Source organism: Arenimonas sp. (genome assembly GCF_047602345.1).
In the GTDB taxonomy this organism is placed as follows: domain Bacteria; phylum Pseudomonadota; class Gammaproteobacteria; order Xanthomonadales; family Xanthomonadaceae; genus Arenimonas.
Window position 1 is genome coordinate 984498 of record NZ_JASGHN010000006.1, and the last position, 25755, is coordinate 1010252.

At 66.1% G+C, this 25755-nt stretch carries 24 protein-coding genes and 2 tRNA genes; 13 read left to right on the plus strand and 13 right to left on the minus strand.

Going from position 1 to position 25755, the window contains the following annotated elements; translation table 11 throughout:
- The first annotated feature begins 147 nt into the window (after nt 1–147).
- Nucleotides 148–627, plus strand: coding sequence for a hypothetical protein (locus tag QM707_RS09105; RefSeq protein WP_415001534.1), 480 nt, complete (start codon nt 148–150; stop codon nt 625–627).
- Nucleotides 628–639: 12 nt separating this feature from the next.
- On the opposite strand, the gene QM707_RS09110 is transcribed toward QM707_RS09105, so the two are convergent.
- Genes QM707_RS09110 through QM707_RS09120 form a run of 3 tightly spaced genes read right to left on the minus strand, consistent with a single transcriptional unit; the run spans nt 640 to nt 2275 of the window.
- The gene (locus QM707_RS09110) at nt 640–1020 is read right to left on the minus strand and encodes a VOC family protein (protein WP_415001535.1); all 381 of its coding nucleotides are present in this window, start codon (nt 1018–1020) and stop codon (nt 640–642) included.
- Between the two features lie 16 nt (nt 1021–1036).
- Nucleotides 1037–1498, minus strand: coding sequence for a DUF1801 domain-containing protein (locus QM707_RS09115; RefSeq protein WP_415001536.1), 462 nt, complete (start codon nt 1496–1498; stop codon nt 1037–1039).
- Nucleotides 1499–2275, minus strand: coding sequence for a VOC family protein (locus QM707_RS09120; protein WP_415001537.1), 777 nt, complete (start codon nt 2273–2275; stop codon nt 1499–1501).
- 123 nt (nt 2276–2398) lie between these two features.
- Here QM707_RS09120 and QM707_RS09125 point away from each other — a divergent pair, with 123 nt between their 5' ends.
- Nucleotides 2399–2890 (plus strand): DUF6265 family protein, encoded by a 492-nt coding sequence (locus QM707_RS09125; protein WP_415001538.1) that lies wholly within the window; start codon nt 2399–2401, stop codon nt 2888–2890.
- Nucleotides 2891–2914: 24 nt separating this feature from the next.
- Nucleotides 2915–3988: a DNA polymerase IV gene (gene dinB, locus QM707_RS09130; RefSeq protein ID WP_415001539.1), complete on the plus strand. Its 1074-nt coding sequence runs from the start codon at nt 2915–2917 to the stop codon at nt 3986–3988.
- Here dinB and QM707_RS09135 read toward each other — a convergent pair.
- A complete protein-coding gene (locus QM707_RS09135) occupies nt 3985–5178 on the minus strand; it encodes a GGDEF domain-containing protein (protein ID WP_415001540.1) in 1194 nt (397 codons plus the stop codon). The genes dinB and QM707_RS09135 overlap by 4 nt on opposite strands.
- Before the next feature lie 173 nt (nt 5179–5351).
- Here QM707_RS09135 and QM707_RS09140 point away from each other — a divergent pair, with 173 nt between their 5' ends.
- Complete coding sequence (locus QM707_RS09140; protein ID WP_415001541.1) at nt 5352–5834, plus strand: YajQ family cyclic di-GMP-binding protein; 483 nt, start codon at nt 5352–5354, stop codon at nt 5832–5834.
- Between the two features lie 32 nt (nt 5835–5866).
- Here the strand turns inward: QM707_RS09140 and QM707_RS09145 are convergent, their stop codons facing one another.
- Entirely contained in the window at nt 5867–6571 is a 705-nt protein-coding gene (locus tag QM707_RS09145; RefSeq protein ID WP_415001542.1) for a pseudouridine synthase, read from the minus strand.
- On the minus strand, nt 6568–7602 hold the full coding sequence (locus tag QM707_RS09150; protein WP_415001543.1) for a class I SAM-dependent methyltransferase: 1035 nt from the start codon (nt 7600–7602) through the stop codon (nt 6568–6570). Before QM707_RS09150 ends, QM707_RS09145 begins: the two co-directional genes overlap by 4 nt.
- 745 nt (nt 7603–8347) lie before the next feature.
- Between QM707_RS09150 and QM707_RS09155 the strand changes: the two genes are divergently transcribed.
- From QM707_RS09155 to QM707_RS09175, 5 genes are all read left to right on the plus strand, one after another.
- Nucleotides 8348–8416 (plus strand) — tRNA-OTHER (locus QM707_RS09155).
- A tRNA-OTHER gene (locus QM707_RS09160) sits at nt 8417–8485 on the plus strand.
- Between the two features lie 428 nt (nt 8486–8913).
- The gene (locus tag QM707_RS09165) at nt 8914–10038 is read left to right on the plus strand and encodes a slipin family protein (protein WP_415001544.1); all 1125 of its coding nucleotides are present in this window, start codon (nt 8914–8916) and stop codon (nt 10036–10038) included.
- A gap of 49 nt (nt 10039–10087) precedes the next feature.
- A complete protein-coding gene (locus tag QM707_RS09170) occupies nt 10088–10858 on the plus strand; it encodes a hypothetical protein (RefSeq protein WP_415001545.1) in 771 nt (256 codons plus the stop codon).
- Between the two features lie 37 nt (nt 10859–10895).
- Nucleotides 10896–12113 carry an RtcB family protein gene (locus QM707_RS09175; protein ID WP_415001546.1) on the plus strand — a complete coding sequence of 406 codons (1218 nt, stop codon included), beginning with the start codon at nt 10896–10898 and terminating at the stop codon, nt 12111–12113.
- Nucleotides 12114–12161: 48 nt separating this feature from the next.
- Here the strand turns inward: QM707_RS09175 and QM707_RS09180 are convergent, their stop codons facing one another.
- From QM707_RS09180 to QM707_RS09210, 7 genes are all read right to left on the minus strand, one after another.
- Nucleotides 12162–13307 carry a GGDEF domain-containing protein gene (locus QM707_RS09180; RefSeq protein WP_415001547.1) on the minus strand — a complete coding sequence of 382 codons (1146 nt, stop codon included), beginning with the start codon at nt 13305–13307 and terminating at the stop codon, nt 12162–12164.
- Between the two features lie 104 nt (nt 13308–13411).
- Complete coding sequence (locus QM707_RS09185) at nt 13412–13627, minus strand: hypothetical protein (RefSeq protein ID WP_415001548.1); 216 nt, start codon at nt 13625–13627, stop codon at nt 13412–13414.
- A complete protein-coding gene (locus QM707_RS09190; protein ID WP_415001549.1) occupies nt 13627–14487 on the minus strand; it encodes a hypothetical protein in 861 nt (286 codons plus the stop codon). The genes QM707_RS09185 and QM707_RS09190 overlap by 1 nt, the downstream gene beginning before the upstream one ends.
- Nucleotides 14488–14550: 63 nt before the next feature.
- Nucleotides 14551–14994, minus strand: coding sequence for a hypothetical protein (locus tag QM707_RS09195; RefSeq protein ID WP_415001550.1), 444 nt, complete (start codon nt 14992–14994; stop codon nt 14551–14553).
- Between the two features lie 134 nt (nt 14995–15128).
- Nucleotides 15129–16727, minus strand: a complete 1599-nt coding sequence (locus tag QM707_RS09200; RefSeq protein WP_415001551.1) for a tetratricopeptide repeat protein — start codon at nt 16725–16727, stop codon at nt 15129–15131.
- Nucleotides 16728–16787: 60 nt separating this feature from the next.
- Complete coding sequence (locus QM707_RS09205; protein WP_415001552.1) at nt 16788–17864, minus strand: hypothetical protein; 1077 nt, start codon at nt 17862–17864, stop codon at nt 16788–16790.
- Nucleotides 17865–18026: 162 nt separating this feature from the next.
- Nucleotides 18027–21215 (minus strand): TonB-dependent receptor, encoded by a 3189-nt coding sequence (locus tag QM707_RS09210; protein ID WP_415001553.1) that lies wholly within the window; start codon nt 21213–21215, stop codon nt 18027–18029.
- 455 nt (nt 21216–21670) lie between these two features.
- Between QM707_RS09210 and QM707_RS09215 the strand changes: the two genes are divergently transcribed.
- The 4 genes from QM707_RS09215 (at nt 21671) to QM707_RS09230 (ending at nt 25626) form a co-directional block, all read left to right on the plus strand.
- Nucleotides 21671–22480: a sensor histidine kinase gene (locus QM707_RS09215; RefSeq protein WP_415001554.1), complete on the plus strand. Its 810-nt coding sequence runs from the start codon at nt 21671–21673 to the stop codon at nt 22478–22480.
- Complete coding sequence (locus tag QM707_RS09220) at nt 22480–23199, plus strand: LytR/AlgR family response regulator transcription factor (RefSeq protein ID WP_415001555.1); 720 nt, start codon at nt 22480–22482, stop codon at nt 23197–23199. Before QM707_RS09215 ends, QM707_RS09220 begins: the two co-directional genes overlap by 1 nt.
- 7 nt (nt 23200–23206) lie before the next feature.
- The gene (locus QM707_RS09225; RefSeq protein WP_415001556.1) at nt 23207–23428 is read left to right on the plus strand and encodes a DUF1289 domain-containing protein; all 222 of its coding nucleotides are present in this window, start codon (nt 23207–23209) and stop codon (nt 23426–23428) included.
- An 80-nt stretch (nt 23429–23508) separates the two neighbouring features.
- Nucleotides 23509–25626 (plus strand): M13 family metallopeptidase, encoded by a 2118-nt coding sequence (locus QM707_RS09230; RefSeq protein ID WP_415001557.1) that lies wholly within the window; start codon nt 23509–23511, stop codon nt 25624–25626.
- The last annotated feature ends 129 nt before the right edge of the window (nt 25627–25755 follow it).

Sequence of the window (25755 nt, forward strand, 5' to 3'; positions counted from 1 at the left end):
GAACGCCCGTCGATTCTAGCGCCGGCCGGCGCCAGACGAACGGCCCGGAAGTCCTGCGCAAGCCGCTGGTCGGCCTGTGGTTGCGATGGACCTGAGCCGGCGTTAGTTTCGGAACACGCCCGTCGCCGGGCGCCCAGGGGAAATCGCATGACCGCTTCGTTGTCAGCCGCTCTCGTTTCCACCGCTCTCGTCGGACTTGCCGCGATGGCGCTGTCCGCACCGATGCCGGCCCAGGCCAGCGCGAAGGTGGCGACGCAGCCGTTGGTCGAATGCCTCCTGCCCGGCCAGGTCCGTACTGGCGCCAACGGCGTGCCGACGATGGGTCCCCGGCGCATCGCGCGCCTCACGGCCGCCGAATGCCAGGTGCGGGGCGGTGAATACACCGTCGCGGTCGCCAAGGCGCCGCCGCCGGCCGCGCGCAAACCCGAAGACCTGGTGATCGTGAACTGCCTGTTGCCGGCGCAACTGCGACAGCTCGGCAGCAAGGCCAGTTACGTGAAAGTGCTGAGACCTATGCGGCTGGCGCGCTGGGACTGCAAGGCGCGGGGCGGCGAATCGGTTACGGCCGCGCGTTACCAGTCGGCGCAGGCCAATTGGACCGCCGCCGTGGCGCGTTCGAAGAAGTGATGCGGCGGTCGCTCAAGCTTCGCGCAGACGCCAGGGCGGGTGACGCCGATTCTCGCCGGCGAAATACAGGCAGACGACATTGCCCGATGGATCGCGCAGTCGCGCTTCGCGCCAGAGCCACGGCTCGTCCGTGGGCAAGCGCTCGAAAACGAGCCCCTGCGCCAACAACCGCCTGACGGTGTCGTCGAGCTCGGCGCATTCGAAATACACGACAACGCCGCTGTCGGCAGGCACTCGTTCCGCGAGGTGAACGGAAAAAGTCGCCTCGCCTTCCGGGCTTTCGAATCGCGCGTAGTGCGGCGAACCCACGATCTGGCGCAGGCCGAGCCTGCGATAGAAGCCGACGGCAGCCTGCACGTCCTGCACGGGCACGGTGATCTGGTTCAGGTTCACGCGGCCGCACCCTCGCTCATTTCTTCTTCGGCTTTTTCGGCCGCGCGCTCTCGTAGTGAGCGATGTAGTCGTCGACCGAGGTGGCGGCGACGATGCGGCCGATTTCGTCCATCAGCAGGCCGTCCAGCGATCTGAACCGCAGGCAGCACTTGCCCATGTCGAGTTTCTTGTCGGCCTTCTCGTAGGCCAGGCGCAGAGAGTTCTCTTGCTTCGACTCGGCATAAACGCTCATCAGATGAAGCGAATAGGCGTTCTTGTTGGCTGCCAGACCGGCGTAACAGAGCGGCTGTTTGTTGTAGGTGTCGGGGTAACGCGCCAACGGGATGCCCCAACAGATCATTCCCCAACCCATCGTCTCCGAATAACCCGCGGGCAGGTGACGATTGACCAGGTCGCGCACGGTCGAAACGATGGCGCGCCGTTCCGGCGGCAGCTCCGCCAGGTAATCGGCGACCGTGCTGGCAGCGCTACCGGCCACTCAGTTCGGATTCGGCGCGATCAGATAGAACCCGGCGCCGGCGGGATCGTCGACGCGCGCGATGCGGCCCACTTTCGGGATGTCGAACGGGGGTACGCAGACCGAACCTCCCGCCGCCGTCGCCCGTGCGATCGTCGCATCGACGTCCTCGACCTGCACGTAGATCGACCAGTGCGAAGGCATGTCGCCCCATTCCGGCGTCATCTGCAGCAGACCGCCCCACTTGGCCTCGACGTCGCCGTACAGCCGGTAACGCGAGGGGCCACCCGGGAAATCCTCGGTCTGCCAACCGAACAAACTGCGATAGAAGGCGTCGGTGCGGTCGAGATCGCGCGTCGCCAATTCCACCCAGTTCACCGCATTGTTCTCGCGGATCGCCGCCACGCCATGATGCGCACGCGCCTGGTGCAGGGAGAACATCGCGCCCTCCGGATCGGCGCAGACAGCCATGCGCAAATGCTCCATCACCTCGAACGGTTCGGTGATCACCTGGCCGCCGCCGGCGCGCACGACCGCAGCCACCTTGTCGGCATCGGCGACGCGGAAATAAACCCCCCAGGTCGGACGCATGGCCTGCGCCTGTTCCGGCATCATCGTGTAACAGGCGGCGACTTCGCGGCCATCGAGTTCGAAGATGGTGTAGACGCTGCCGTCGGGCATGGGATTGTCTTTCGCCCGCCAGCCGAACGTCGCTTCGTAGAAGCGCTTGGCCGCAGCCTGGTCGGTGGTGGCCAGTTCGAACCAGCTCGGAGAACCCAGGGCATGATCGGTCGACATGGCTCGACTCCTGAGACGAGGGAAGCCCAGCATACGCCCACCGCGCGCGGGGTATGCCCTCCGGCCGTGGCGTCCACGCGCCGCGCGCGGGATGATGCGACCAGCCCTGCCAGGAGACAGCCCATGCGCCTTCCATTCGCCCTGCTTGCCAGCGTCGCTGCGTTTCTTTCCCTGTCTCCCGCCTCGGGCCACGAAGGCCATGGCGATCATGCGGCGGCCCCGACACCTTCGTCGCTGGGCTGGCTGGTCGGCGACTGGTGCGGCAGCCAGGGCAAGGACGGCCTGCAGGAATCCTGGCGATTGCATGGCGACACGCTGCTCGGCATGGCCGGCACCGTTCGCGAAGGCAAGTTGCGCAGCTTCGAATTCACGCGCATCGAAATGGGCAAGGAGGGGCTGCAATTCGTCGCCCAGCCCGGTGGATCGGCGCCGACGATTTTCCGCCTGACCTCGCAGGCGGCGCAGCGCGTCGATTTCGCCAACCCCGCGCATGATTTCCCGCAGTCGGTCAGCTATTGGCGCGACGGCGACAAGCTGCGCGCCGAGATCGCCGGCCCGGGCAAGAACGGCGAGATGCGCATTCCCTTCGAATACGTCGCCTGCCCGCGCGGCTGATCCGGCGGTCGAGCCGGCGAACGCATGCGCAAGATCGTGCACATCGACATGGATGCGTTCTACGCCTCGGTCGAACAGCGCGACGACCCGTCCCTGCAAGGGCGTCCCGTGGTCGTGGCCTGGCGCGGCTCGCGCTCGGTGGTCTGCGCGGCCTCGTACGAAGCGCGCAAGTTCGGCATTCGCTCCGCCATGCCGGCCGTGCGCGCCGAGCGCCTATGTCCGAAAGCGGTATTCGTGCCGCCGGACTTTCCGCGTTACAAGGCGGTCTCGCGCCAGGTGCGGGAAATCTTCGCGCGCCATACCGACCTGGTCGAGCCGCTGTCGCTGGACGAGGCCTACCTCGACGTCAGCGAAAACAAACTGGGCCTGCCTAGCGCCACCGAAGTCGCGCAACGCATCCGCGCCAGCATTCGCGAGGAGACCGCGCTGACCGCTTCCGCCGGCGTCGCGGCGAACAAGTTCCTGGCGAAGATCGCATCGGATTGGAAGAAGCCCGATGGCCTGTTCGTGATCCGGCCGGAGCAGGCGCTGGATTTCCTCGCACCGTTACCGGTCGGCCGCCTGCCCGGCGTCGGCAAGGTGATGGAAGCCAAGCTCGCCGAACTCGGCATCGCGCAGATCTCGCAATTGCGCGGCTTCGGCGAAAGCGCGCTGGAACAGTGCTTCGGTCGTTGGGGCCGGCGCCTGCACCAGCTTTCGCTCGGCATCGACGAGCACCCGGTGGAAAGCGAGCGCCCGACCTTGCAGATCTCGGCCGAGGACACCTTCGAACGCGATCTGCTGCTGCGCGACACCGGCGAAACCTTGTTGCGCCTGGCGGAAAAAGTCTGGCAGGCGAACCAGCGGGAACCCGACCGGGTCGCCCGCACCGTGGTGCTGAAGCTCAAGACCTCCGATTTCCGCATCCTGACCCGCAGCCTGACGCCGGCGCAGCCGCCATCGTCGTTGGCCGAATTCGGGGACATCGTGCTGGGCCTGCGCGAACGCGTGGACCTGCCTTCGCGCACGCGCTATCGCCTGGTCGGGGTGGGCCTGGCGGGTTTCCGCCATGCCGACGACGTACCGCCGCAACGCGAGCTCTTCGTCGCCGACGCCTAGGGCAAACCCAGCGTTTCGGGCTGCAATTGATCGACCTGCACGCGATTGCGGCCGGCGCGCTTGGCGGCATACAAGGCGCTGTCGGCGCGCAGCAGCAGGCGGGCGAAACCGGCGTCTTCGGCGCGGAATTCGGCCACGCCGATGGAAACCGTCATCGGGCGTTCGCCCTGCTCGAGCTGCAGGGGCGTATTGGCGACGGCGCGTCGCAGCCGCTCACCGGCATTGCGCGCCTGGATCGCGTCGGTATCGGGCATCAGCACGACGAATTCCTCGCCGCCGAGGCGCCCGATCAGGTCCTCGGTGCGCAACAGCCCGCGGAACAGCCGCACCGTTTCAGCCAGCGCCTTGTCGCCGGCGGCGTGCCCGAGCTCGTCGTTGATGCGTTTGAAATGATCGATATCCACGACCATCAGCGACATCGGCATACCATGGCGCTGCGCTTGCGCCAACTGCGCGGCGGCCAGCTCCTCGATGGCGCCGCGGTTGTAGATGCCCGTCAGGTAGTCGAGCCTGGCCGATCGCTCCAGGTCGCGCTGGCTGCGCTCGGTGCACATCAGCAGGAAAGCGATCGTGCTGACCACGGGCAGCAGGCCACTGAACACATAGGCCGCGATCGACACCGGCGTCGGTTCGAAGATGCTGCGCAAGGGCAGGCCGAAGCCGAGGATGGCGACCACGCGCGCGCTGAGCATCAGCAGGCCGATGAGCAGGTAGAAGCCGGCGACGTGTTCGCTGAGGGTCGGCGAATGACCGCGCCGGTAGATCGCCCGCACGCAGGCCAGGGCGACCAGGGCGAAAATCAGCGTGGTGAAGCCCAGGCGCAGGCGTTCGTCCGGCCAGACGAAACAGAAGGCGATCGAAACCAGGAGGCTCAGCAAGCCCAGCGTCAGCAACCAGCGGCCGCGTTCGGGCAAGCCGGAGAACCGGCGCAGGGCGATGGCGAAACAGCCCAGGCCCAGGGTGATGAGCGTATTGGCCAACACCGCCGACCAACCGATCCAGATCCATTCGCGGAAACCCGTGAGGGCGTAACCGACCGCATAGGCCACGGCGCCGTACACCCACCAGCGCATCAGGCCCCGGTGCTCTTTCGGCTGGCCGTGACTGACGGCCTGCAACATCGCACCTATCAGCAACGTCAACGACGCGCCGAGCAGAATCGCGGTACGGATGTCGAACACCCACGTCATTCCGGCCGCCCTCCCCGGTGGCTGGAAAATCGACGCCAGAGGCTCCCACGAAACGCCTCTGACCGCAATCGCCTGCCGTCACGAAACGGAGAAAAAGCGGCTGAAATCACCTTCTGCCGGCAGCGGCAGCGGCTAGAATGGCCGCCATCCACATTGCTGAACGAGACGCCGCCATGCCCTCCTTCGATGTCGTGTCCGAGGTCGACAAGCACGAATTGACAAATGCCGTGGACACCGCAAACCGCGAGCTTTCCAACCGCTTCGATTTCAAGGGCAGCGACGCCAAATTCGAACTCGACGGTTTCGTGGTGACCCAACGCGCGCCCAGTGATTTCCAGCTCAAGCAGATGCTCGATATCCTGCGCGCGCGCCTGATCGCCCGCAGCATCGACGTGCGCTGCCTCGACGTCGCCGAGCCCGAGGTCAACCTGGCCGGTGCGCGACAGAAGGTGACGATCAAGCAGGGCATCGAGCAGAAGATCGCCAAGAAGATCGTGGCGACGATCAAGGACGCCAAGCTGAAGGTAGAAGCGCAGATCAACGGCGAGAAACTGCGCGTCACCGGCAAGAAGCGCGACGACCTGCAGGCGGCGATCGCCCTGCTGCGCCAGACCGAGCTGGAACTGCCGCTGCAGTTCGACAACTTTCGCGATTGACGCACGCGCCATCGTCGCGACTTGCAGCGCTCCTACGGCGACGAGAATAGGCGGGACCGGTCTTCGCCCGTGAGGATCCGCCACTGCCCGGGCGCCGCATCGCCGAGGCCGAGACCGCCGATGGAAACGCGTTGCAGCGTCTCCACTCGATTGCCCATCGCCGCGAACATCCTGCGCACCTGGTGATAACGGCCTTCGGTCAACGTCAGGCGCGCGTGCCGCGGCGACAGTACCTGCATCGCCGCCGGCGCCAGCGGCGTGTCTTCCGACTCGAGCATCAAGCTACCGCTGGCGAACACGTCGACCTCGTCGCCGCGCAGATCCTGCGCCAACGTGGCTTCGTACACCTTGGGCAGGTTGGATTTGGGCGAAATGATCCGGTGCAGCAAGCCCCCGTCATCCGTCATCAGCAAGAGGCCCGACGTGTCTCGATCCAACCGACCTACTGGCGACAGAGCCGGGTCGCGAAGGCGGAAACGTGGCGGCAACAGGTCGTAGATCACGCGGCCCGGATCTTTCGTCGAACAGGTATGGCCCACCGGCTTGTGCAGCGCGATCAGCAGGCCTTGCGGCGGGTCCAGCGCTTCGCCATCGACGCGGATGTCGCCGTGCGCCACGCGGTCATCGGCGTACAGGACTTCGCCGGCGGCATCGGTGATCCGCCCTTCGCGGAACATCCAACCGACGTCCTTGCGACTGCCGTAGCCGAGGTTGGCGATCAGTTTCACCAGTTTCATGCGCCCGCCTTGTTCGCCTCGATCACCTTGAAGCCATCGCGAACGACCACCGTCCGGACATCGGCGAAATGCTGCGCCAGCGTCTGCTCGTAGGCCAGGTGGCGGTTGGCCACCATCCACAGGCGCCCACCGGGATTCAAGGCGTTCGCCGCCGCCATGATGAAAGCCCGGCCGAGTTCGGGCAAGTCGGCGCGGCCGACATGGAAAGGCGGATTGCTGACGATGATGTCGTAGCGCGACGACAGCCCCTGCGCGACGTCGTGCCAATGGAACTCCAATGCGACGCGCTTGCCTTCGTCGGCAAGATTGCGCTCCGCCAGTTGCAGAGCGCGCGCTTCGGCCTCGTACAGGTCCAACGCGACGATGCCGGGATTCTTCGCCAGCAATTGCGCCGACAGATAGCCCCAACCCACACCGAGATCGGCCGCGCGACCGGCAAGTCCGGCCGGAAGATGTTCCGCGAGCAGTGCGGACCCGGCATCGACGCGCTCCCAGGAGAACACGCCGGGCCGGCTGAGGAAGCGTCCATCGGCGATCGCACGGGGTGCATCGAGCATGGACCATCGTTGCATCAGTTCGCTCGTGCGAGCCGCCGCCGTCACTCGCCCCCAGTACGCGCGGCAATGGTTCTTGCTCAGGCTGCTCGTTTCGCCCAGCAGCTCGCGCAGGTCGCTCTCGCCCGAACGCGCGCCTTCGTTGTTGGCCTGGCTCGCCAGCACGATGCCGCCGTCGATCGTGCGACGCACGGCTTCGGCGAACAGCGCACGCGCCTCGTCGCGCTGGCGCGGCGGCAGCAGCAGGGTCAGGGCGAAATTGCGTTCGTCGTCGCCGGCCATGGCATGTCCATGCCTTCGCAAGACATCGGCCAGGGGCTTGAAACTCTGCACGCAACGCAAAGCTTCGCGCCGGTCGACGGGCAGGCCCTGGCGCGCTCGCGCACGCAAGAACAGCACGTGCGAGCCGGCCGGCCAGGGCACGGCCCCTGCTTCGCAGGCGATCCACAGGCTGTCGAGGGCGGGGTCGTCGTTCATCACCGGCTGTTCGGCGGCGGCGGGCGCCGCGCACGCAGTCGATTCTAGCCGTCCGTGCCGCGCTCGGCATGGTGCCGGCGACGTTACTTTGTTTCGCCGCGAGGAATTTTTTTCGATTGATCGAAAAAAAGTTTGCATTTCGTTTTTTTCGGGCGTATCGTGCGCGCCCATTCGCAAACGCGAACTTCACCAAGACAACGACATGACCCTGTCCTTCCACAAACCAGTTTGCTATCGACTGCGGCGCGAAAGCCGCGGCATGGCAGCGCGCGGCCTCTGCGCAGGCAATCCGCGCCAGGACGTGGACAACATTCCAGGCTGATCTTCCCGCAGGGAGATCGGCCACCCCGATCTCCCGAGGCGACGCGAATGCCCTCGGGTTCCCACCCGGGGGCTTTTTCTTTCCGGAGCCGAAAACTCCGGTGCGTTCGCAAAGGAAACACGAAAAGTATTGCGATGCCGCTTCCGCTCCGAAGCATCCGGCACAGGCCGAAACAGGGGCGACGACGACCGACGATGCGCGGACCAGGGATGGTCCGTCACGGGCCTGATTTGCCCGGAATGCGCAGCGTGCCTTGATGCTTCGGCAGGGCGACGGGAGAAGCGGCGACGCGAAGGAATTGCCGTCGGACGACGGCAATGCGAAGAACCGATCGACGGTTCGCAGCGGTGCGGATTCCGGATCCGCCCGGTGCGCGCGGCCTTGCCGTGGCGTATGCCGAGGATCGCACGAGGGTTCTTCGCGAGGGCGGTAGCTCAGTCGGGTAGAGCAACGCGAGAGCGTCGGTCGCCGGTTCGAATCCGGTCCGCCCACCGCTGGATAGCTCAGTCGGGTAGAGCAGCGCGAAAGCGCCGGCCGCGGGTTCGAATCCCGCTCCAACAACTGCCTGTCACGCAGTGATGTACCCAGGGGCGCAAGCCCCAAACCCGGAATCGCTCCGTGCGGGCGCGGTTCACGCCGAGGTTTCGACCGGAGCGCGAACCGCAATCGCAGCGGATCCCTCGCCGGGGACGCGCCTGCCGAAGGGGCCGCGCGTCGCGATCGATCGCCCGCTGCGTTCGCGCAGCTGCCGCGATGCCGCGACAACCGCTCCCGAAGGCGCACGCGTCCTCCGCGATCGCTCCGCCAGGAGCGATTCCACCTATTCGCTGCGGCGTCCGACGACGACGCGGCAAACAAACGACGCGCGTTGCGTCCGCGGCAAGGCGAAACGCCTTGCCTTCGAAATCGCCGAGCCGGTTCGATCCGGCGGCCCGGCGTCCGTTCTTTCCGGATCGAACCACTCATCGACAGCCACAAGGAGGTTACCCATGTTGATGAACCGCAAGCTCGTGGTCGGCGACGCCGAGCGCGCGCTGATCTATCGCAACCGGCGTATCGAGCGCGTGCTCGGCCCGGGCGTGCACCGCGTTCGCGCATTGTTCGACGAGGTCGACATCGCCCTGCACAACATCGCCGTCTGCGACTACACCGGCAAGGACGTCGACGTGCTGGTCGATCGCCTCGGCGATCGCCTGTCCGAGCACTTCGTTCTCGCCGACCTCGGCGCACAGGAAGTCGGTCTCGTGCTGAAGAACGGCCGTGTCGAGGACGTGCTCGCGCCCGGCACGCGCCGGCTCTACTGGAAGGGCCTGGTCGCCGTCGAAGTGCGGAGTATCTCGCTCGGTGCCGGCCTGGAACTGGATGAGGCGATCGCCAAGCGCTTGCGTCAGCTCGGCCTGCTCGACAAGTTCGCCGCGACCGTGGCGGTGCCGGAAGAGCACCTCGGCCTGTTGTTCGTCGACGGCAAGCTATCGCGTGCGTTGTCGGCCGGCACCTACGCGTTCTGGAACGTGTTCCGCAACGTCGTGTCGGAAGTCGTCGACCTGCGCGTGCAGTCGGTCGAGGTTTCGGGCCAGGAGCTGCTGACCCGCGACAAGGTCTCGTTGCGGGTGAACCTGGCCGCGAGCTATCGCGTCGATGATCCGGTGATCGCGCGCACGAAGGTGAGCAAGGTCGCCGACGTCCTGTACCGCGAACTGCAGTTTGGCCTGCGCAAGGCGGTCTCCGCCCGCACGCTGGACGAACTGCTCGGCGACAAGGCCGCGCTCGATGCCGAGATCTTCGGTCACGCGCATGGCCAGGTGCGGGCACTGGGCATCGAGGTGCTCGGTGTCGGTGTGAAGGACCTGATCCTGCCGGGCGAAATGAAGGAGATCCTCAACAGCGTGGTGCAGGCGGAGAAGTCGGCGCAGGCCAACGTCATCCGTCGGCGTGAAGAGGCGAACGCGACCCGTTCCCTGCTCAACACCGCCAAGCTGATCGAGGAGAGCCCGGTACTGATGCGCCTCAAGGAGCTGGAGGCGCTGGAAAAGGTGACGGAGAAGATCGACAAGCTCACGGTCTTCGGCGGCCTGGACGGCGTGCTCAAGCAACTCGTCACATTGAAGTCTTAACCGCTGTCGGGCGAAAGGAATCGCCCGATGGCATCTCAAGGAAGAAACCATGCGTCATGACATGTACAAGGTAATCGTCGAGCGGCCGCGTCATGGCGGCCGCTGGCAGGGCGAATCGCATCGCATCGATGCGACCGTCGAGGACGCGCCGTCGCACGAAGGCATCCGTCGTCGCCATCGCGACCGCAAGGGGTTGAACGAGAACCTCAGCCCGCTCAAGCGCTTCCTGCACCGACAGATCGGGCGCCCGTGGGACAAGGTGTATTCGGAGATCTGCGCCCAAATCGACCGCCGCAATGCCGTGCAGCGACACATCCACCAGCACATCGAGGATTTCGTCGTCGTTAAAGTGGTCGTCGTGGACGGGGTGCTCTGTCACCGGGACGGTTGGCGCGGGCTGCAACCGCTGGAACAATCGCGCTGGCACGCACTCTACGTCGACCCGGTCAGCGGCCTGCTGAGGCGCAACAAGGGCTTCGATCGGGTGAGGCGCCAAGAGCGAAAAGAGTTCGGCGCGGCACGCACGTCCATGCCGGAGAACCGTCGGGATCTTTCTCCATGGGCGCAACTGCATCGTCGCAATGGTCTCTGGTACCTGGTGGACCTGGCGGCGATTCCATCGGAGCGCGAAGCCGAGGTCCGGCCGATCGATGCGCTGCGGCATGCCGCGGTGCAGTTCGCCGGACGTCCGGTGGAAGGGCGGTTCGTCGGAAGCGATGCGGGCTTTTTCGGGCGCGACGGCGTCTATGCGCGACGCAAGCGCCAGCTGTCGGCGCGTGAGCTCCGTCGGCACGGCCTGGACAACGAGCAACAGGAATGACCCGGATCGCCGGGGTTACAATCACAAGGAAGGAATCATGAGCAACATCAACTACGAACTGCTGCATGCGCCGGACGTCACGCCGATCAAGGCCTGGGTCCGCGGCGTCCCGCTCGAGGACGCGGCGCGTACGCAGCTGCGGAACATCGCCGCCCTGCCCTTCGTCGGGCCGTGGCTGGCCGTCATGCCCGACGTGCACCTGGGCAAGGGCGCGACGGTCGGTTCGGTCGTGCCGACGCGCGGGGCGATCATCCCCGCGGCGGTCGGCGTCGACATCGGCTGCGGCATGATGGCGGTGCAGACCACGCTGCGCGCGAACGACCTGCCCGACAGCCTGTCGGCCCTGCGTCATTCGATCGAGCGCGGCGTGCCGGTCGGCAACGGCCCCGGCGGCGAGCACCGCAAGCTGCCCGACAGCGTCGGCAGCAAGCTGCGCGATGTCGGACTCGAGCCGCGACTGCAGCGCATCCGCGACAAGCATCCGAAGATCCGCTTCGACAAGGTCGATCGCCAGCTCGGCACGCTCGGCGGCGGCAACCACTTCATCGAACTCTGCCTCGACGAGGCCGACTCGGTCTGGGTGATGCTGCACTCCGGCTCGCGCGGCACCGGCAACCTGATCGGCACCTACTTCATCGAGCAGGCGCGTCGCGAGTTGTCGAAGCGCGTGCTCGGCTACCACGTACCGGACAAGGACCTGGCCTTCTTCCTGGAAGGTGAGCCCTTGTTCGAGGATTACGTGGAAGCGGTGTCGTGGGCGCAGGACTACGCGCGCTGCAACCGCGAGGCGATGATGGCGCGCGTGCTGCACTGTCTGCATCACGCCCTGCCCCCGTTCCAGCTCGGCAAGATGGCGGTGAACTGCCATCACAACTACGTGCAGCGCGAGCAGCACGGCGACGAATCGCTGCTGGTGACCCGCAAGGGCGCCGTCAGCGCCCGCGACGGCGAGCTCGGCATCATCCCGGGCAGCATGGGCGCGCGCAGCTTCATCGTGCGCGGCAAGGGCAACGCCGACAGCTTCCATAGCTGCAGCCATGGCGCCGGTCGCGTGATGAGTCGTACCGAAGCGCGCAAGCGCATCAGCGTGGATGCGCATGCCAAGGCCACGGCGCATGTCGAGTGCCGCAAGGACGCCGCGGTGGTCGATGAATCGCCGGCCGCCTACAAAGACATCGATGCCGTGATGGCCGCGCAGCGCGATCTCGTCGAGATCGTGCACACCTTGCGCCAGGTGGTCTGTATCAAGGGCTGAAACTTCCGGAGATCTTCCGGGCGACGCCGTTCTTCGGAGCGGCGTTTTTTATTTCGCTTCGGCCGACGCGACCCGCTGTACCCGATTGCGCCCCAGGTCCTTCGCCCGATACAGCGCCTGGTCCACTTCCCGATACAAGCCGTCGCCATCGCCGTCGCGTGCTGCGTCGAACACGCCGACCCCGACGCTGACCGTCACCGTCAGCGGTTGCGCTTCGACAGACAGCGGCGTCGCTTCCAGGTCCTGGCGGAAGGCTTCCGCATGGGCCAGCGCCTCGCTTTCGCTACCGCCGTACATCAGGATGCCGAACTCCTCGCCGCCCAAGCGCGCGAGCAGCGCGTCGCTGCCATCGAAGGCCTTCTGCAGTCGTCCGGCCAGCCCGGCAAGACAGGCATCGCCGGCGGCGTGGCCATAGCGGTCGTTGATGCGCTTGAAGTGATCGACATCCATGATCATCAGCATCAGGACGGCCTCGCCACGCTGTGCCTGCAGCACCGACTCGTCCAGCTTCGCGGCGAAGAAGCGCCGGTTGTAGAGGCCGGTGAGCGGATCCACGCGACTCAGCCATTCGTAGCGATCGCTCTGCTCGCGCAACTGCTGGTCCAGGCGCAGCCGTCGCCGGTAATCGGCGTGGCTGCGCAACACGGCCCCCACGAGATAGACGCCGTACAAAGTCATCGTCACCGCCATGGCCAGGTGGCGCGGGTCGCTCCACAAGGCCACCAGGGTCGGCAGGAACATGATGGCCACGCCGGTCGCGGCGAGGATGCGCGTGGTCACGTAGACGTTGGCGAACACCGTGCAGTAGCCGATCGTCGCGATCAACGCGACCGTCTGCGTGGTGTCGTCGAAACGCGGGTCGCGCAGCAGCCAGACCTGCGCCACCACCCAGATCGCAGGGCTGAGCAACATCGCTAGCCCATAGCTCCGAAGATAGGCACGCAGGCGCTCGGGGTCGGCCACACCAGGCGGGCGATACGCCCAACGCCAGACGCCGACCAGCAGCAATCCGATGCCGATCGCCAGCGCCCAGCCTGGCGCGCGCTGGTGCATCTGCCCGAACAAGGCAACGACGAACCAACCGAACAGATACAACAGACCACCGAGTTTCGAACGCTCGTAGGTATCGGCGACGATCTGCGTCAGGCGCCATTGCGCCTGCGTGTTCATGTCGGGGGCGGGAGCGGAAGACACGTCTGGAGGCGATGCGATGCTGACGACGGATTGCGGCCGGCGACGTCCAGGCCCTGGATCGCACAGTCGGGGAATGCGGCGGCCGAGTCAAGCCGGGCCGCCCGCTAGGTGCCGCAACGTCCTGCCAGCTTGGCGGAATCCACGCGCAGGCTCGTTTCGAAGTAATAGTCGAGCATGCCGCGCGCCGAAGGCCGCTGCGTGGCCGGCACCAGATCGCCGATGTCGCGTCTCCAGCCATCGATGCAGGCGGATTTTTCTGCCGGGCCCGCGGCGCAGTCCAGCAGGCCATCGAAAACAGCGATCGCCCTTGCCAGCCCCATCACTCGATGGTCAGCATCATCAGGGGCGCCGGCAGGCGTTCGGACCCGACGAACAACACGTCCTGTTCCGCACCGAAGGACATGGCCTCGGCCTTGGCCATGCGCGGAACCACGACCTCCGAAGCATCGCGCGCCAACGCGGCCGCCCAGTCTTCGCCGATCGAGCGGTTCCACACGAACAGGCCCTTGTAGGTCAGCACGGCCATGCGGCTACCGTCCTTGGATACGTCCAGACCCGTGGGTCGCGCCGGGAACATCCGGTCGCGCGCAACCGATACCGTGGTGAGGAACTGGGCCTGCACCGGTTCTTCCATGCCGCGGGCCGCCAAGGGCACGCGATAGAGACGCGCGGGCTTGTCGCGCTTGCTCAATATCAGCAGGGATTGATCGCGGGCATCCACGGCGATGCCCTCGGCATCGCGTGCGCCGTCCGGGTAGCGGAAGGAAAGCGTCCAGGCGACGTCGGCAGTCGTGTCCCCGGGGCCCGGTTCGGGAACGGCGTAGACGCGCACATGACTGCGCCAGCCGTGGTTGTCGCCGACATCGCCAATCAGCAACCAGGTCTTCTCGCCTTCCTTCCAGAAAGCCAACGTTTCCCAGTCGCCGAGCGTCGCGCCGCGCACCTGCACGCGACCGAGGCTCTCGCCGCGCGTCCCGACCCGGAACAGCGTCGGTCGGTTGCCGCTGTCGTTGATGCTCCAGAGCACGCCTTCGTGCGTGGGCGACGCTTCGAGGCCGCTCATTTCGCTCAGCCCTTCGTCTTGAACGACGAACGCGCCTGCGGGCAACGGCACGTCGCTGTGCGAAGCGCAAGCGACGACGGTGAGCAACAACAAGGATGGAAGTCTAGGCGCGACCATGGCGCTCCCCTTTCGGCGAGCGCCATGGTATCCAACGCCGGTTAACCCGCGGTTATTCGCGGATCAGCGGCGCTCGATGGTGAAGGCGCCGATGTCGACGCCGAGATTGACGCCTTCGCCGCCGCCGGCCAGCGCCAGCGAGACCGGCCCCTTGCTCAGCACCTGCGCCTCGCCGGACTTGACCACGCCGGCATTGGCGCTCGCCTGGGCGTAACGGCCGAGCACGTCCTCGATCTTGTGTACGTCGGTGAATCGGCCGTTGCCGTTGTCGATATGCCATTTGCCGGCGGTCAAGCCGACGGCCTTCGCGGTCAGCTTCACCTTCATGGTCTGGCCGTTGTCGCAGCTGACCGTGCCATTGCCGTAAGTGTGTTTGTAAACCAGCGACCAGCCTTTCAGGTCGTAGTCGAGGCGACAGTTGAGGTCTTCGCCCGCCGAGGCGGTGGTGGCGACAGAGCCGAGCAGCAGGGCCGAACCCAGGATAAGGGTCGAACGAATCTTGTTCACGTGGATCTCCTTGAGCCGTTGCTTTGGACAGCGAGGCCAGTCTCCATGAACCGCCTGAACGGCAGCGGAAACGAGCACCGCCAATTCAGCCCGGATTTCGTCGCGTGATCGCCGCGCGAAGATGCGACGCCGCCTTACGGCAGGCGAGTGGCTTCGTTGGCGAGACGGCGCGCCAACCACGGCTTGAGTTCGTTCGCCATCGCGGCATACACGCCATCCCAGTCGCCGAGGCTGGCCTGACGGAACAGGCGAACGCTCGGATACCAGGGGCTGTCGCGTCGTTCGAGTTGCCACCGCCACTCGGGCACGCGCTGCAGGGCCAGCCAGACCGGCTGCCCCAGCGCGCCCGCTACGTGCGTGATCGATGTATCGATGCTCAGGACGAGATCGAGCGACTCCATCACCGCCGCGGTGTCGAGGAAGGCATCGGCCCCGTTGTCGAAATCCTCGCCGAGCGTCTCGACTTGCATGCCTGTCGGCAGGTCCTGCAGCTGGTCTAGTCCGTATGTCTTCTGCAGGCTGATCAGGCGCACGCCGGGCAGGCGCGCGATCGGCAACATCGCCGACAACGGCGGCGAACGCCCGCGATCGAACAAGCGGTTCGGCGCACCGCGCCAGCAGATGCCGATGCGGAAACCGTGTCCTCCGATGCGGGCGCGCCATTGCGCCGCACGCTCGGGTTCGGCCTGGATGTACGGTACGCCCTGCGGAATGCTGTCGGCTTCGGTGCCCAGCAGATGCGGCAGGCTCAGCAGCTTGCAACGGTAGTCGTAGCGCTGCCCGGGCGGCAGTTCCGACACCATGCGCACGCGCGGTCCGAAACCCGAGAGCAGGCGCATCAGCTTCTGCGGACCGAAGAACGTGACGCTGGCGCCGCGCGCCGCCAGCAAGGGCAGGTAACGGCTGAACTGGATGGTGTCGCCGAGCCCGCTGGCGTCCGACACCAGGATCGAGCGACCACGCGGCTCCTGTCCTTCCCAATAGGGGATGTTGTTCGCCTGCTCGGCGGCAACGACCGACTTGTGCTTGCGCCGGTATTCGTAATCGCTCCAGCCGGTGGCGAAATCGCCAAGCAACAGCTTCAGCATGCCGCGCGACTTCAGCGCCTCGGCATCGTCTGGCTTGAGCTCGATGGCGCGATCGTAGCTCGCCCGCGCTTCCTGGAAGCGTTCGAGCTCGAGCAACACATTGCCGCGGCTATGCCAGGACGGCTGGCTGGCCGGATTGAGGGCCAGCACGCGGTCGTAGCTGCGCAAGGCCTCTTCCAGCCGGCCGAGGTCGTGCAGCACCAGGCCACGGTTATGCAGGACCTGAGGCGCATCGGCCTTGATGGCCAGCAGGTCGTCGTAGCCGGCGAGCGCTTCTTCCAGACGGCGCAAGTCCTGCAACAGCCAGGCGCGGTGGAACCCGGCTTCGAAATAATCGGGCTTGAGTTCGATCGCGCGCGAATAGCTGGCCAAGGCCTCGTCGAAGCGACGCAGCTTGCGCAGCGCATGGGCGAGATTGCAATGCGCCTCGGCGACGCCTTCGTCGATCGCCAGCGCTTCGGCGATGCGGTCCGAGGCCTTTTCGGCGTCGCCGCGCTGCTGGTGCACCATGCCCAGCAAGTGCAGCACATCGAAATTGCGCGGATCCTGCGCGAGCAAGGCGCCGTACGCGCGCTCGGCCTGCTCCAGTTGCCCGCGCTGGTGCAAGGCCAGCGCCTTCTGGAACTCGGTCTGCGGGGAATTCATAGATCGTAGCCTGGAGATTCAGGCCGATATTCTCGCCGCGATGGCCTCGCAGGCCAAGTTTCAGGCGCGGGGCGGCCGCCCGGCGGCGGCCTCCAACGTCAGGCGATGCAGGCCGACCAGCCCCTCCACGCCCAGGCCTGGGCCGATGTATCCGCCGGCCAGGACGAAAGCGACCGGCAGGCGGCGCTGCCGGCACCAGTCGAAAACGATGCGCTCGCGCTGCGCGATCAGGCGCTCGTCGACGCCGGCCAGACCACCGACCGGGCAATCCTGATGCGGGTCCATGCCGGCGTTGTAGAGGCACAGGTCGAACTCCGAGTCGGCGAGCGCGGCGAGCCGGTTGCGCAGGGTCGGAAGGTACTCCGCCGCCGAGCCCAGCAGGTCGAGCGTATTGCCCGCCGCCGGATCGTATTGATCGAACGCATCCACGGCAATGTCGAGTTGGCGCAAGCCATCGATGCCGGCGATCAGCGAATGCGTGCCGCCGCCGCAATGGGCATCGAGGTCCAGGATGAGGATGCGCCGCACGCCCTCCGCCCGCAGCGCCTGCGCGGCGATGGCGAGCCCGTTGAAGGTGCAGAACCCGGCGCCGTGTTCGCGTCGCGCATGATGCAAGCCGCTGGCGAGCGCGCCGGCTACGCCATGCTGGCGCGCGGCGCGGGCCGCAGCGACCACCCCACCGTTGGAAGCAAGCACCATCGGCCACAGCCCCGCATCCCAGGCGAATCCCTGCGATTGGGCCAGCGCCCTCGGCTCGCCGGTACGAACGGCTTCGACGTATTCCGGCGAATGCACGCCCAGTACGTCGCTCGCCTGCAGCGCCGCATGTTCGGTCAGCCACACGCCTTCGATCGGCGCCTGCTGCAACGAATCGGCGACCCAGCGCGCCTTGCGCGTGGTCTCGAACGCGTGCGCGGCTCCGACATAGGCCGGCATGTAGAACACCGGAACCCCGGCATCCGATCCCGCCGGCAACCGGGGATGCGAATCGCCTGCAGCAGCAGCCTCGCCGGAATCGGTCGCCGTATCCGTGCGTCGCGACCTGAACCAGGCGGTGGCGGAAAGGCCGGCCAGTCCTGCAGCAACCAGGAAGGCGCGGCGGGTCCAGGCGGACGGGCGCGGCGGAATTTTCTCCATGCCGCAACTTAGCCAAATCGTCCTGGCTTGCCAAGAATCGGCCGCCATGAGCATGCATAAAAAAACCCCGCCGACGGCTGGCTAGTACCGTCGGCGGGGAGTCTTGTTTCGCGGGCCGCCGGGATGCTTCGTCCCGGCGCACCTCAACCACGACGACCGGGTTTACCAGTCGTACTGCACCATGAAGCGGAACGAACGCGGAGCCTGGAAGCCCGTCGGCGTCTTGTAACGATCCAGCTGCGGTTCGCCGGCGGTGTTTTCACCCTGCTCGATCACCGAAGTGACCGCATGCGAGTTGAACACGTTGAAGACGTCCATCTTCATCGTCAGGTGACCGTCGGCCCACTTCGGCTTGTACGCCACGTTCAGGTCGAGCGTACGCTGCCACTCGGTGCGACCACGCGTACCGCGCGACACGATCGTCGTGCCGTTGTTGCCGCCGTTGTGCCAGTTCGGGTTCTGGATCGTGCGCGGGTTCGTCGACGACAGCGGCAGGTTCGGGTTGTAGTTCGGGTTCGCGATGTAACGCGGCTCCGTCTGACCGTCGTTGCACGAGAAGTAGCCGTTGGCGTAGTGCGACACGTTCGCGCCATCGAGGAAGCCGAAGCAGTTGATCGGACGGCCCGACTGCACCAGCAGGCTCGCGCCCACCGACCACTCTTCGTTGAACTCGTAGTTACCGAACAGCTTCAGCGCGTGACGACGATCGTTCGGCAGGTAGCCCATCGAACCGATGGTCAGCTCCGGATAGTCGAAGTCCTGCGTCGTGCCGGTGTCCTGCTGGCCGATATCCGACTTCACGCCGCCTTCGGTGTTACCCGAGCTCTTCGCCCAGGTGTACGAACCCTGCAGGAAGAACTTGTCCCAGCTGCCTTCCAGGAAGAACTCGACCGCCTTGTACGTACGCTTGGCCTTCGGGCCCAGCGTGGCAGCGTCGAGGTGCACGGTTTCGAAGGTGCCGTCGCCGTCGATGTCGATCGAGAACGTCGCGTCTTCACCCGGGTTGTACAGATGGCAGAACGCGAAACCCGGGTTGTACGGGTTGAACGCCAGGCCATTGGCCGCCGCATAAGCGTAGATCGGACGGTAATCGCACTGGTCGTCGATCGCCGCCTTCAGTTCGCGGTAGATACCGCGCACGCCGCCGCTCAGGTGGTCGGTCAGCTGGGCCTGGAAGCCCAGGATGTACTCGTCCTGGTACATCGGCTGCAGATCCAGATCGGCGATGCCGTTCGGATCCTTCGACACGCCGTACTCGTTGTTCAGGTAACGGTCGAAGCAGCCGCAGGCCGTGTTGATGATCTGGGTCAGGCCCGTCGGGGCGCCGGTGACCGGATCCACGCCAGTGAAGGTGTAGAACTGCTCGAGAAACAGCGAAGCCGAGGCGCCGCGCACGGCGACGGTGGCCGTCAGCGGGAGCGAGTAGCGACCGGCGTTACCGTACAGCTTGTACTTGCCGTCGCCGTTGATGTCCCAGCTGAAGCCCAGACGCGGACCGAACTGGCGCTTGATCTCGACGAAGGTCTCGCCGTCGTTGTTGACGTTCTCGAAGCTGTCCCAACGCAGGCCGACGTAGGCCAGGAAGTTGTCGGTGACCTGCCAGCGGTCTTCGATGTAGAAGGCCTCGGAGTTGACCTGGACTTCGGCGCCGGTCTGGAACAGGCGGCGACGCACGGTGCCCGGGTTCTGCGCGGACGCGACGCGATAGTCGGTGCGGTACTGCCAGGCCGAGCCGCCTTCCGTAGCCTGTCCGTCGATCGAGGTGAAATCGTCGCGGTCGTAACCGAAGCGCAGCAGGTGATCGCCGATCACCCATTCCGCGTCGATACGGAACTGCTCGCGCTCATCCTTGGCCTTCGGCGAACCCAGCGTGCCGATGAAGGCGCAGCTCGGCGGCGTGATGCTGACCGTCGTGCCGAGCACCGGGCAGCCGGCGACCGGACCGCCCACTTCGCCGTTGTATTCGGCGACCAAGCCGTTGGCGGCGATGCCGTAGTTCGAGCGGCTGGATTCGCCCTGGCCGTACAGGGCCGACAGGGTGAAGTTGTCGGTCAGGTAGCCGGTGTACTTCAGCGACCAGCTGGTGCCGCCGTTCTCGTTGAACGTGGTGCCCAGGTAGCCGGTGCGCTGCAGCGTGGTGCCGATCGGCAGATCCGTGGTGGCCGGGGTCAGCGGCGGGAACGGATCCTGCGGGCCGCCCGGCGTGCCGTTCCAGCCGTTGCCGGCGGTCGAGGCGGTGCCGTTGTTCGGGCCGCGGTTGGCCACGCTCAACGACGCGATCGCGTTGGAATAGACGTCGGTTTCCTGCTTGGTCTTGTCGGAGAACGCGGTCAGTTCCAGCGAGTGGCTGTCGTTGATCGCCCAGTCCAACTTCAGCAACCAGGTCGGCGTGCGCTGCGACAACGTCGTGTTGATGTTGCCGAAAATGTTGCCGTAGGTGTCGGCGCCGTTGACCCAGCCGTAGCTCAGCAGGGCATAGGCGAACAGGTGATCCTTGACCAGCGCGCCGCTGGCCCAGACCGAGGCCGTCGTGACCGAACCCGGCGTGTCCTTGCTGTTGTCCGAGACATGGCGCTTGCCGCCCGGATAACGCGAATCGTTGTAGTAGACGTCCGGGTTGTGGCCGTTAAGCGATTCCGGCGAGTAGAAGACGTTGCCGCCCGCGTGGAAGTCGTTGGTACCGCGCTTGGTCACGATGTTGATCACGCCGCCGGTCATACGACCGAATTCAGCGCCGTAACCACCCGTCTTGACCTGCTGCTCAGCGATCGCTTCGAACGGAATCTGGGCGAAGTTGAGGTTACGGAACGAGTTGGTGATGTTGAAGCCGTTGACGAAGTAACCATTCTCGGACACCGCGCCGCCACCGAAGGAGGCCAGGTTGCCGAAAGCGGCGTCGCCGCGCACCGTGCCCGGAGCCAGCAGGGCGACGTTGGTGATGTTGCGCGCAACCGGGACCTTGGCGATCTGCTCGGCCGTCAGGATCGTGGTCGACTCGACCGACGACACGTCGATGGCGTTGATGATGCCGCCGCCAACCACTTCCACGGCGCCGATATCGGTCGTCTGACCGATGCTGACGTTGACCGTCTTGGTTTGACCGCCGGCGGTGACCTTGTAGTCGCCGATGGCGAGGTTACCGACGCGGTAGTTGCCATTGGCATCGGCCGTGATTTCACGACGGAAGCCAGTGGCCTCGTTCTCGATGACGACAGTAGCGCCGGCCGTCGTCGTACCGGAGATGTTACCGGTCGAGTTCGACTGCGCCTGGGCGCCGCTCGCGAAGCAAAGTCCGAGCGCGACGGCCAATCCGGTCCGACGCAAACGGTTGTGGGTATAGTTCCTGTTCATCGCTCCTGCCTTCTCCCCTCACGTTATTGTTGATGAGGTGCTTCCCCGGAGATTGCGCCGGATAGCACCTGCATCGACAAACTGTGCCGGCGTTAAAGCCCCGGCAAGCGGCTTGGGACGAAGCGCGCGCTCGCGGGGACGAACGCATGAAAACCGTATTGCAACGTTGCCGCGCGGGGATTAGCTTGATCGCATGAATCGCAAGCTCGTTTTGCTCTGCCTCGTCGTGGTCGCCTGGTGGACGCTCAATGGCCTGGCCAACGGCCTGGACTGGATGACCATGCTCGACGCGGCCGGCAAACCGGTGCCGTGGACCAAGGCCATGCCGGCGAGCATGGTCGGCGCCTGGGGTTGGGTGCCCTTTTCGCTTTTCCTGATCTGGTGCGTGTTCCGCTTCCCCGCTCGATCCGGGCCGGATCGGGCGCTCGCTGCTGGCGCTGAACGTCGCCGTCGCCGTGGTGATCGTGCTGCGCGCGGGCTTCATTTACGGGCTCGACGAATGGCTGCATTGGTACGACGAGACGCCGACCTTCGGACGCGTCCTGCAGCAGAGCGTGCGCAACAACCTTTTCCAGAGCTGGCTGATGATCGGCGTGGCGCACGCGCTGCTCTACGCCCAGCGTGCGCACCAGCGCGGACAACAGGCCGTCAGGCTGCAGGCGCAATTGGCCGATGCGCGCCTGTCCGCCCTTTCGTCGCAGCTGAATCCGCACTTCCTGTTCAATGCGCTCAACTCGGTCGCCGAGCTCGTGCACAGCGATCCGGATGCCGCCGATCGCATGATCGTCGGGCTGAGCGCCCTGCTGCGCAGCAGCCTCGACAAGAGCGGTACCCAGGTCGTCGCGCTGCAGGAAGAGCTCAAGCTGCTTGGCCACTACCTCGACATCGAGAAGGTTCGCCTGGGCAAGCGCCTGCGCGTGCACTGGTCGGTGGCGCCGGAAGCCCTGACGGCCCAGGTGCCGCCCCTACTGTTGCAGCCGCTGGTGGAGAACGCGGTGATCCATGGCATCAGCCGACGCATCGCGCCGGGCTGGATCTCCGTGCGCGCGTACTGCGATGCGCAGAACCGTCTGTTGCTGGAAGTGCAGAACGACAGTGCCGACAGCGAGGCGCCCGGCGGCCACGGCATCGGCCTGTCGACGACGCGCGCGCGACTGGAATGCCTGTACGGCGAAGATTTCGATCTAGAACTGCAGCGCGGACAGGAGGTCGGCACCCTGGTGCGACTTGCCCTGCCCCTGCGCCGACTGAAGGAGGCCGCCTGATGCACCGCCTGCGCGCCCTGATCGCCGACGACGAGCCGCTGGCGCGCGCGCGCCTGCAACGCCTGCTCGGGCAATACGACGACATCGACATCGTCGCCGACTGCAGCAACGGCGGCGAAGCGATCTCGGCGATGCAAAGCGCACGACCCGATGTCGCATTCCTCGACATCCAGATGCCGGACCTCGACGGCTTCGATGTCCTCGAATCGCTTCCGCGCGACGGGCGTCGACCGCACGTTGTCTTCGTCACCGCCCATTCCGAGCATGCCGTGCGCGCCTTCGAGGCGCGCGCCGTGGACTACTTGTTGAAGCCGATCTCGGCCGATCGCCTGCGCCAGGCCATCGAACGCGTGCGCCCGCAGGCGCCCGCGCATGGCACCCGCCACTATCCGCTTCGACTGGCGGTACCCGGCTCGGGCCGCATCCAGCTGGTGCCGGTGGACGAGATCGACCACGTCAGCGCGCATGCGAACTACGTCGAATTGCACATGGGCAGTCGCGCCCTGGTCATGCGCGAGACGATGAGCAATCTCGAGGATCAGCTCGATCCGCAACGCTTCGTGCGCGTGCACCGCTCGCGCATCGTGCGCATCGACGGCATCGTCGATGTCGAGCCCTACGCCTCCGGTCAATACCTGCTGCGCCTGAAGTGCGGCGTGCGCGTGGCCTCGGGCCGCAGCTACCTGGCCCGCCTGCGCGAAGTGTTGAACCTCGCCTAGACCAGCCATGGCGCGGAGCCCGCTTCCGCCGTTCCCTTCCGCCGACGATGGCCCCGCCTCGCCCTGCGTGCGCGATTGCTGCCTGGACGAAGCCGACGTCTGTCTCGGCTGCGGGCGGCACATCGACGAAATCCTGCGCTGGCGCCAGAGCACGCCCGTCGAACGCGAGCGCATCCTGGCGGACGCCGCGCGCAGGCAGGACGCTCGCCGGCGCAAGCGCAGCGACTGAACGGTCGACCCATGACTTCCGCACTATGCCCGCCGCGGGCATAGCTCCTATGCTCGGCCTCCCTCCTCCAGGATTCCGCCATGTCCGCGCGCCTACGCCGGGGCTTGACCCCGCTGCTGCTCAGCCTCGCCGTCTCCGCCGCCCTGCTCTCGGGCTGCGACCGTTCCCAGGCGCCCGCGGCGATGGCCCCGGTCGCGGAAGCCGACGCCCCCGCCAAGCCGGTCATGGGCGACTTCGGTTTCGACGCCGCCGGCATGGACCGCACGCAAGTGCCCGGCGACGACTTCTTCGCTTATGCCAATGGCACCTGGGCGAAGAACACCGAGATCCCGGCCGATCGTTCCACCTGGAACAGCTTCGGCACGCTGTCGGATCGCACCCAGGCCGACATCCGCGCGATCATCGATGAAGCCGCGGCGAACAAGTCCGCCAGCGGCGACACGCGCAAGATCGGCGACTACTACACCGCGCTGATGGACGAGGCCGGCATCGAAGCCAAGGGCATCGCGCCGATCCAGCCGGAACTCGACGCGATCGCCGCGATCAAGGACAAGGCCGAATTGTCGCGTGCACTCGGCGGTACGCTGCGCACCGATGTCGACATCCTCAACACCGCCGACGGTTACACCGATCGTCTGTTCGGCCTGTGGGTCACGCAGCATCTCGATCGACCGAGCGAAGTGGCGCCGTACCTGATCCAGGGCGGCCTCGGCCTGCCCGATCGCGATTTCTACCTCGGCGACGGCCGCATGGCCGAGATGCGCAAGGCCTACCAGGCGCATATCGCCAAGGTGCTGACGCTGGCCGGCATCGCCGATGCCGATGCGAAAGCCTCGAAGATCCTCGCGCTTGAAACCGCCATCGCACACACGCACGCCAATGCCGAAGACAGCAACGACGTGAAGAAGGGCGCGAACTACTGGTCGCCGGAGACCTTCGCCAGCAAGGCGCCGGGCCTCGACTGGGCGGCGTACTTCGATGCGGCCGGCTTGTCGACGCAGAAGGAATTCATCGTCTGGCAGCCGGGCGCCGTCAGCGGCATCGCCAAGCTCGTCGGCTCGCAGGACCTCGACACCTGGAAAGCCTATCTCGCCTTCCACGCGCTCGACCGCGCCTCGGGCACGCTGCCGAAGGCCTTCGTCGACGAGAACTTCGCCTTCTATGGCACTACGCTGACCGGCACGCCGAAACAGCGCGACCGCTGGAAGCGCAGCGTCGACGCCACCAATGGCGCGCTCGGCGAAGCCATCGGCAAGGTGTATGTCGAGCGCCATTTCACGCCCGCCACGAAGGCGCGCGCGGACGAGATGGTCAGGAACCTGATCACCGCCTTCGGTCGCCGCATCGACGCCATCGAATGGATGACGCCGGAAACCAAGGCCGCCGCCAAGGCCAAGCTCGGCACGCTGCAGATCGGCATGGGCTACCCGGCGCATTGGCGCGACTATTCCGGACTGGAAGTACGCGCCAACGACGCCTACGGCAACGCGCAACGGGCCGGCCTGGCCAACTACCGCGAACAGATCGCCAAACTCGGCAAGCCGATGGACCGCAGCGAGTGGTACATGCTGCCGCAGACGGTGAACGCGCTGAACATCCCGCTGGAGAACCGCCTGATCTTCCCGGCGGCGATCCTGCAAGCGCCGTTCTTCGACGGCGCCGCCGACGATGCGGTGAACTACGGCGCGATGGGCGCGGTGATCGGCCACGAGATCACCCACAGTTTTGATTCCAGCGGCGCGTTGTTCGACGCCAACGGTCGCTTCATCAACTGGTGGAAGCCCGAGGACCTGAAGAAGTTCGAAGCCGCCGGCGACGCATTGGCCGCACAGTTCGATGCCTACGAGCCCTTCCCGGGCGCGCACGTCAACGGTCGCCTGACGCTGGCGGAGAACATCGCCGACGTCGCCGGCCTCGCCACCGCCTACGACGCGTACCGCCTGTCGCAGGAAGGCAAGGAAGCGAAGACGATCGACGGCTTCACGCCCGACCAACGCTTCTTCCTGGGCTGGGCGCAGGCGTGGCGCGGCAAGCAGCGCGAACAGGCGCTGCGCAACAGCCTGCTGACCAATGGCCACGCGCCGCCGCAGTATCGCAGCGAGACCGTGCGCAACCAGGACGCCTGGTACGGCGCCTTCGATGTGAAGCCCGGCCAGAAACGCTATCTGACGCCGGAGCAGCGCGTGAAGGTCTGGTAAGCAGCCGCGTAGCTGCATCGTGACGACGGCCGGGGCGGAAACGCACCGGCCGTTTTCTTTTCAGTGGCCGAATCCGCGGGCTTCGTCGACCGATCGTGCATTCCTCTCCATTTTCATGAACGGTGTTTG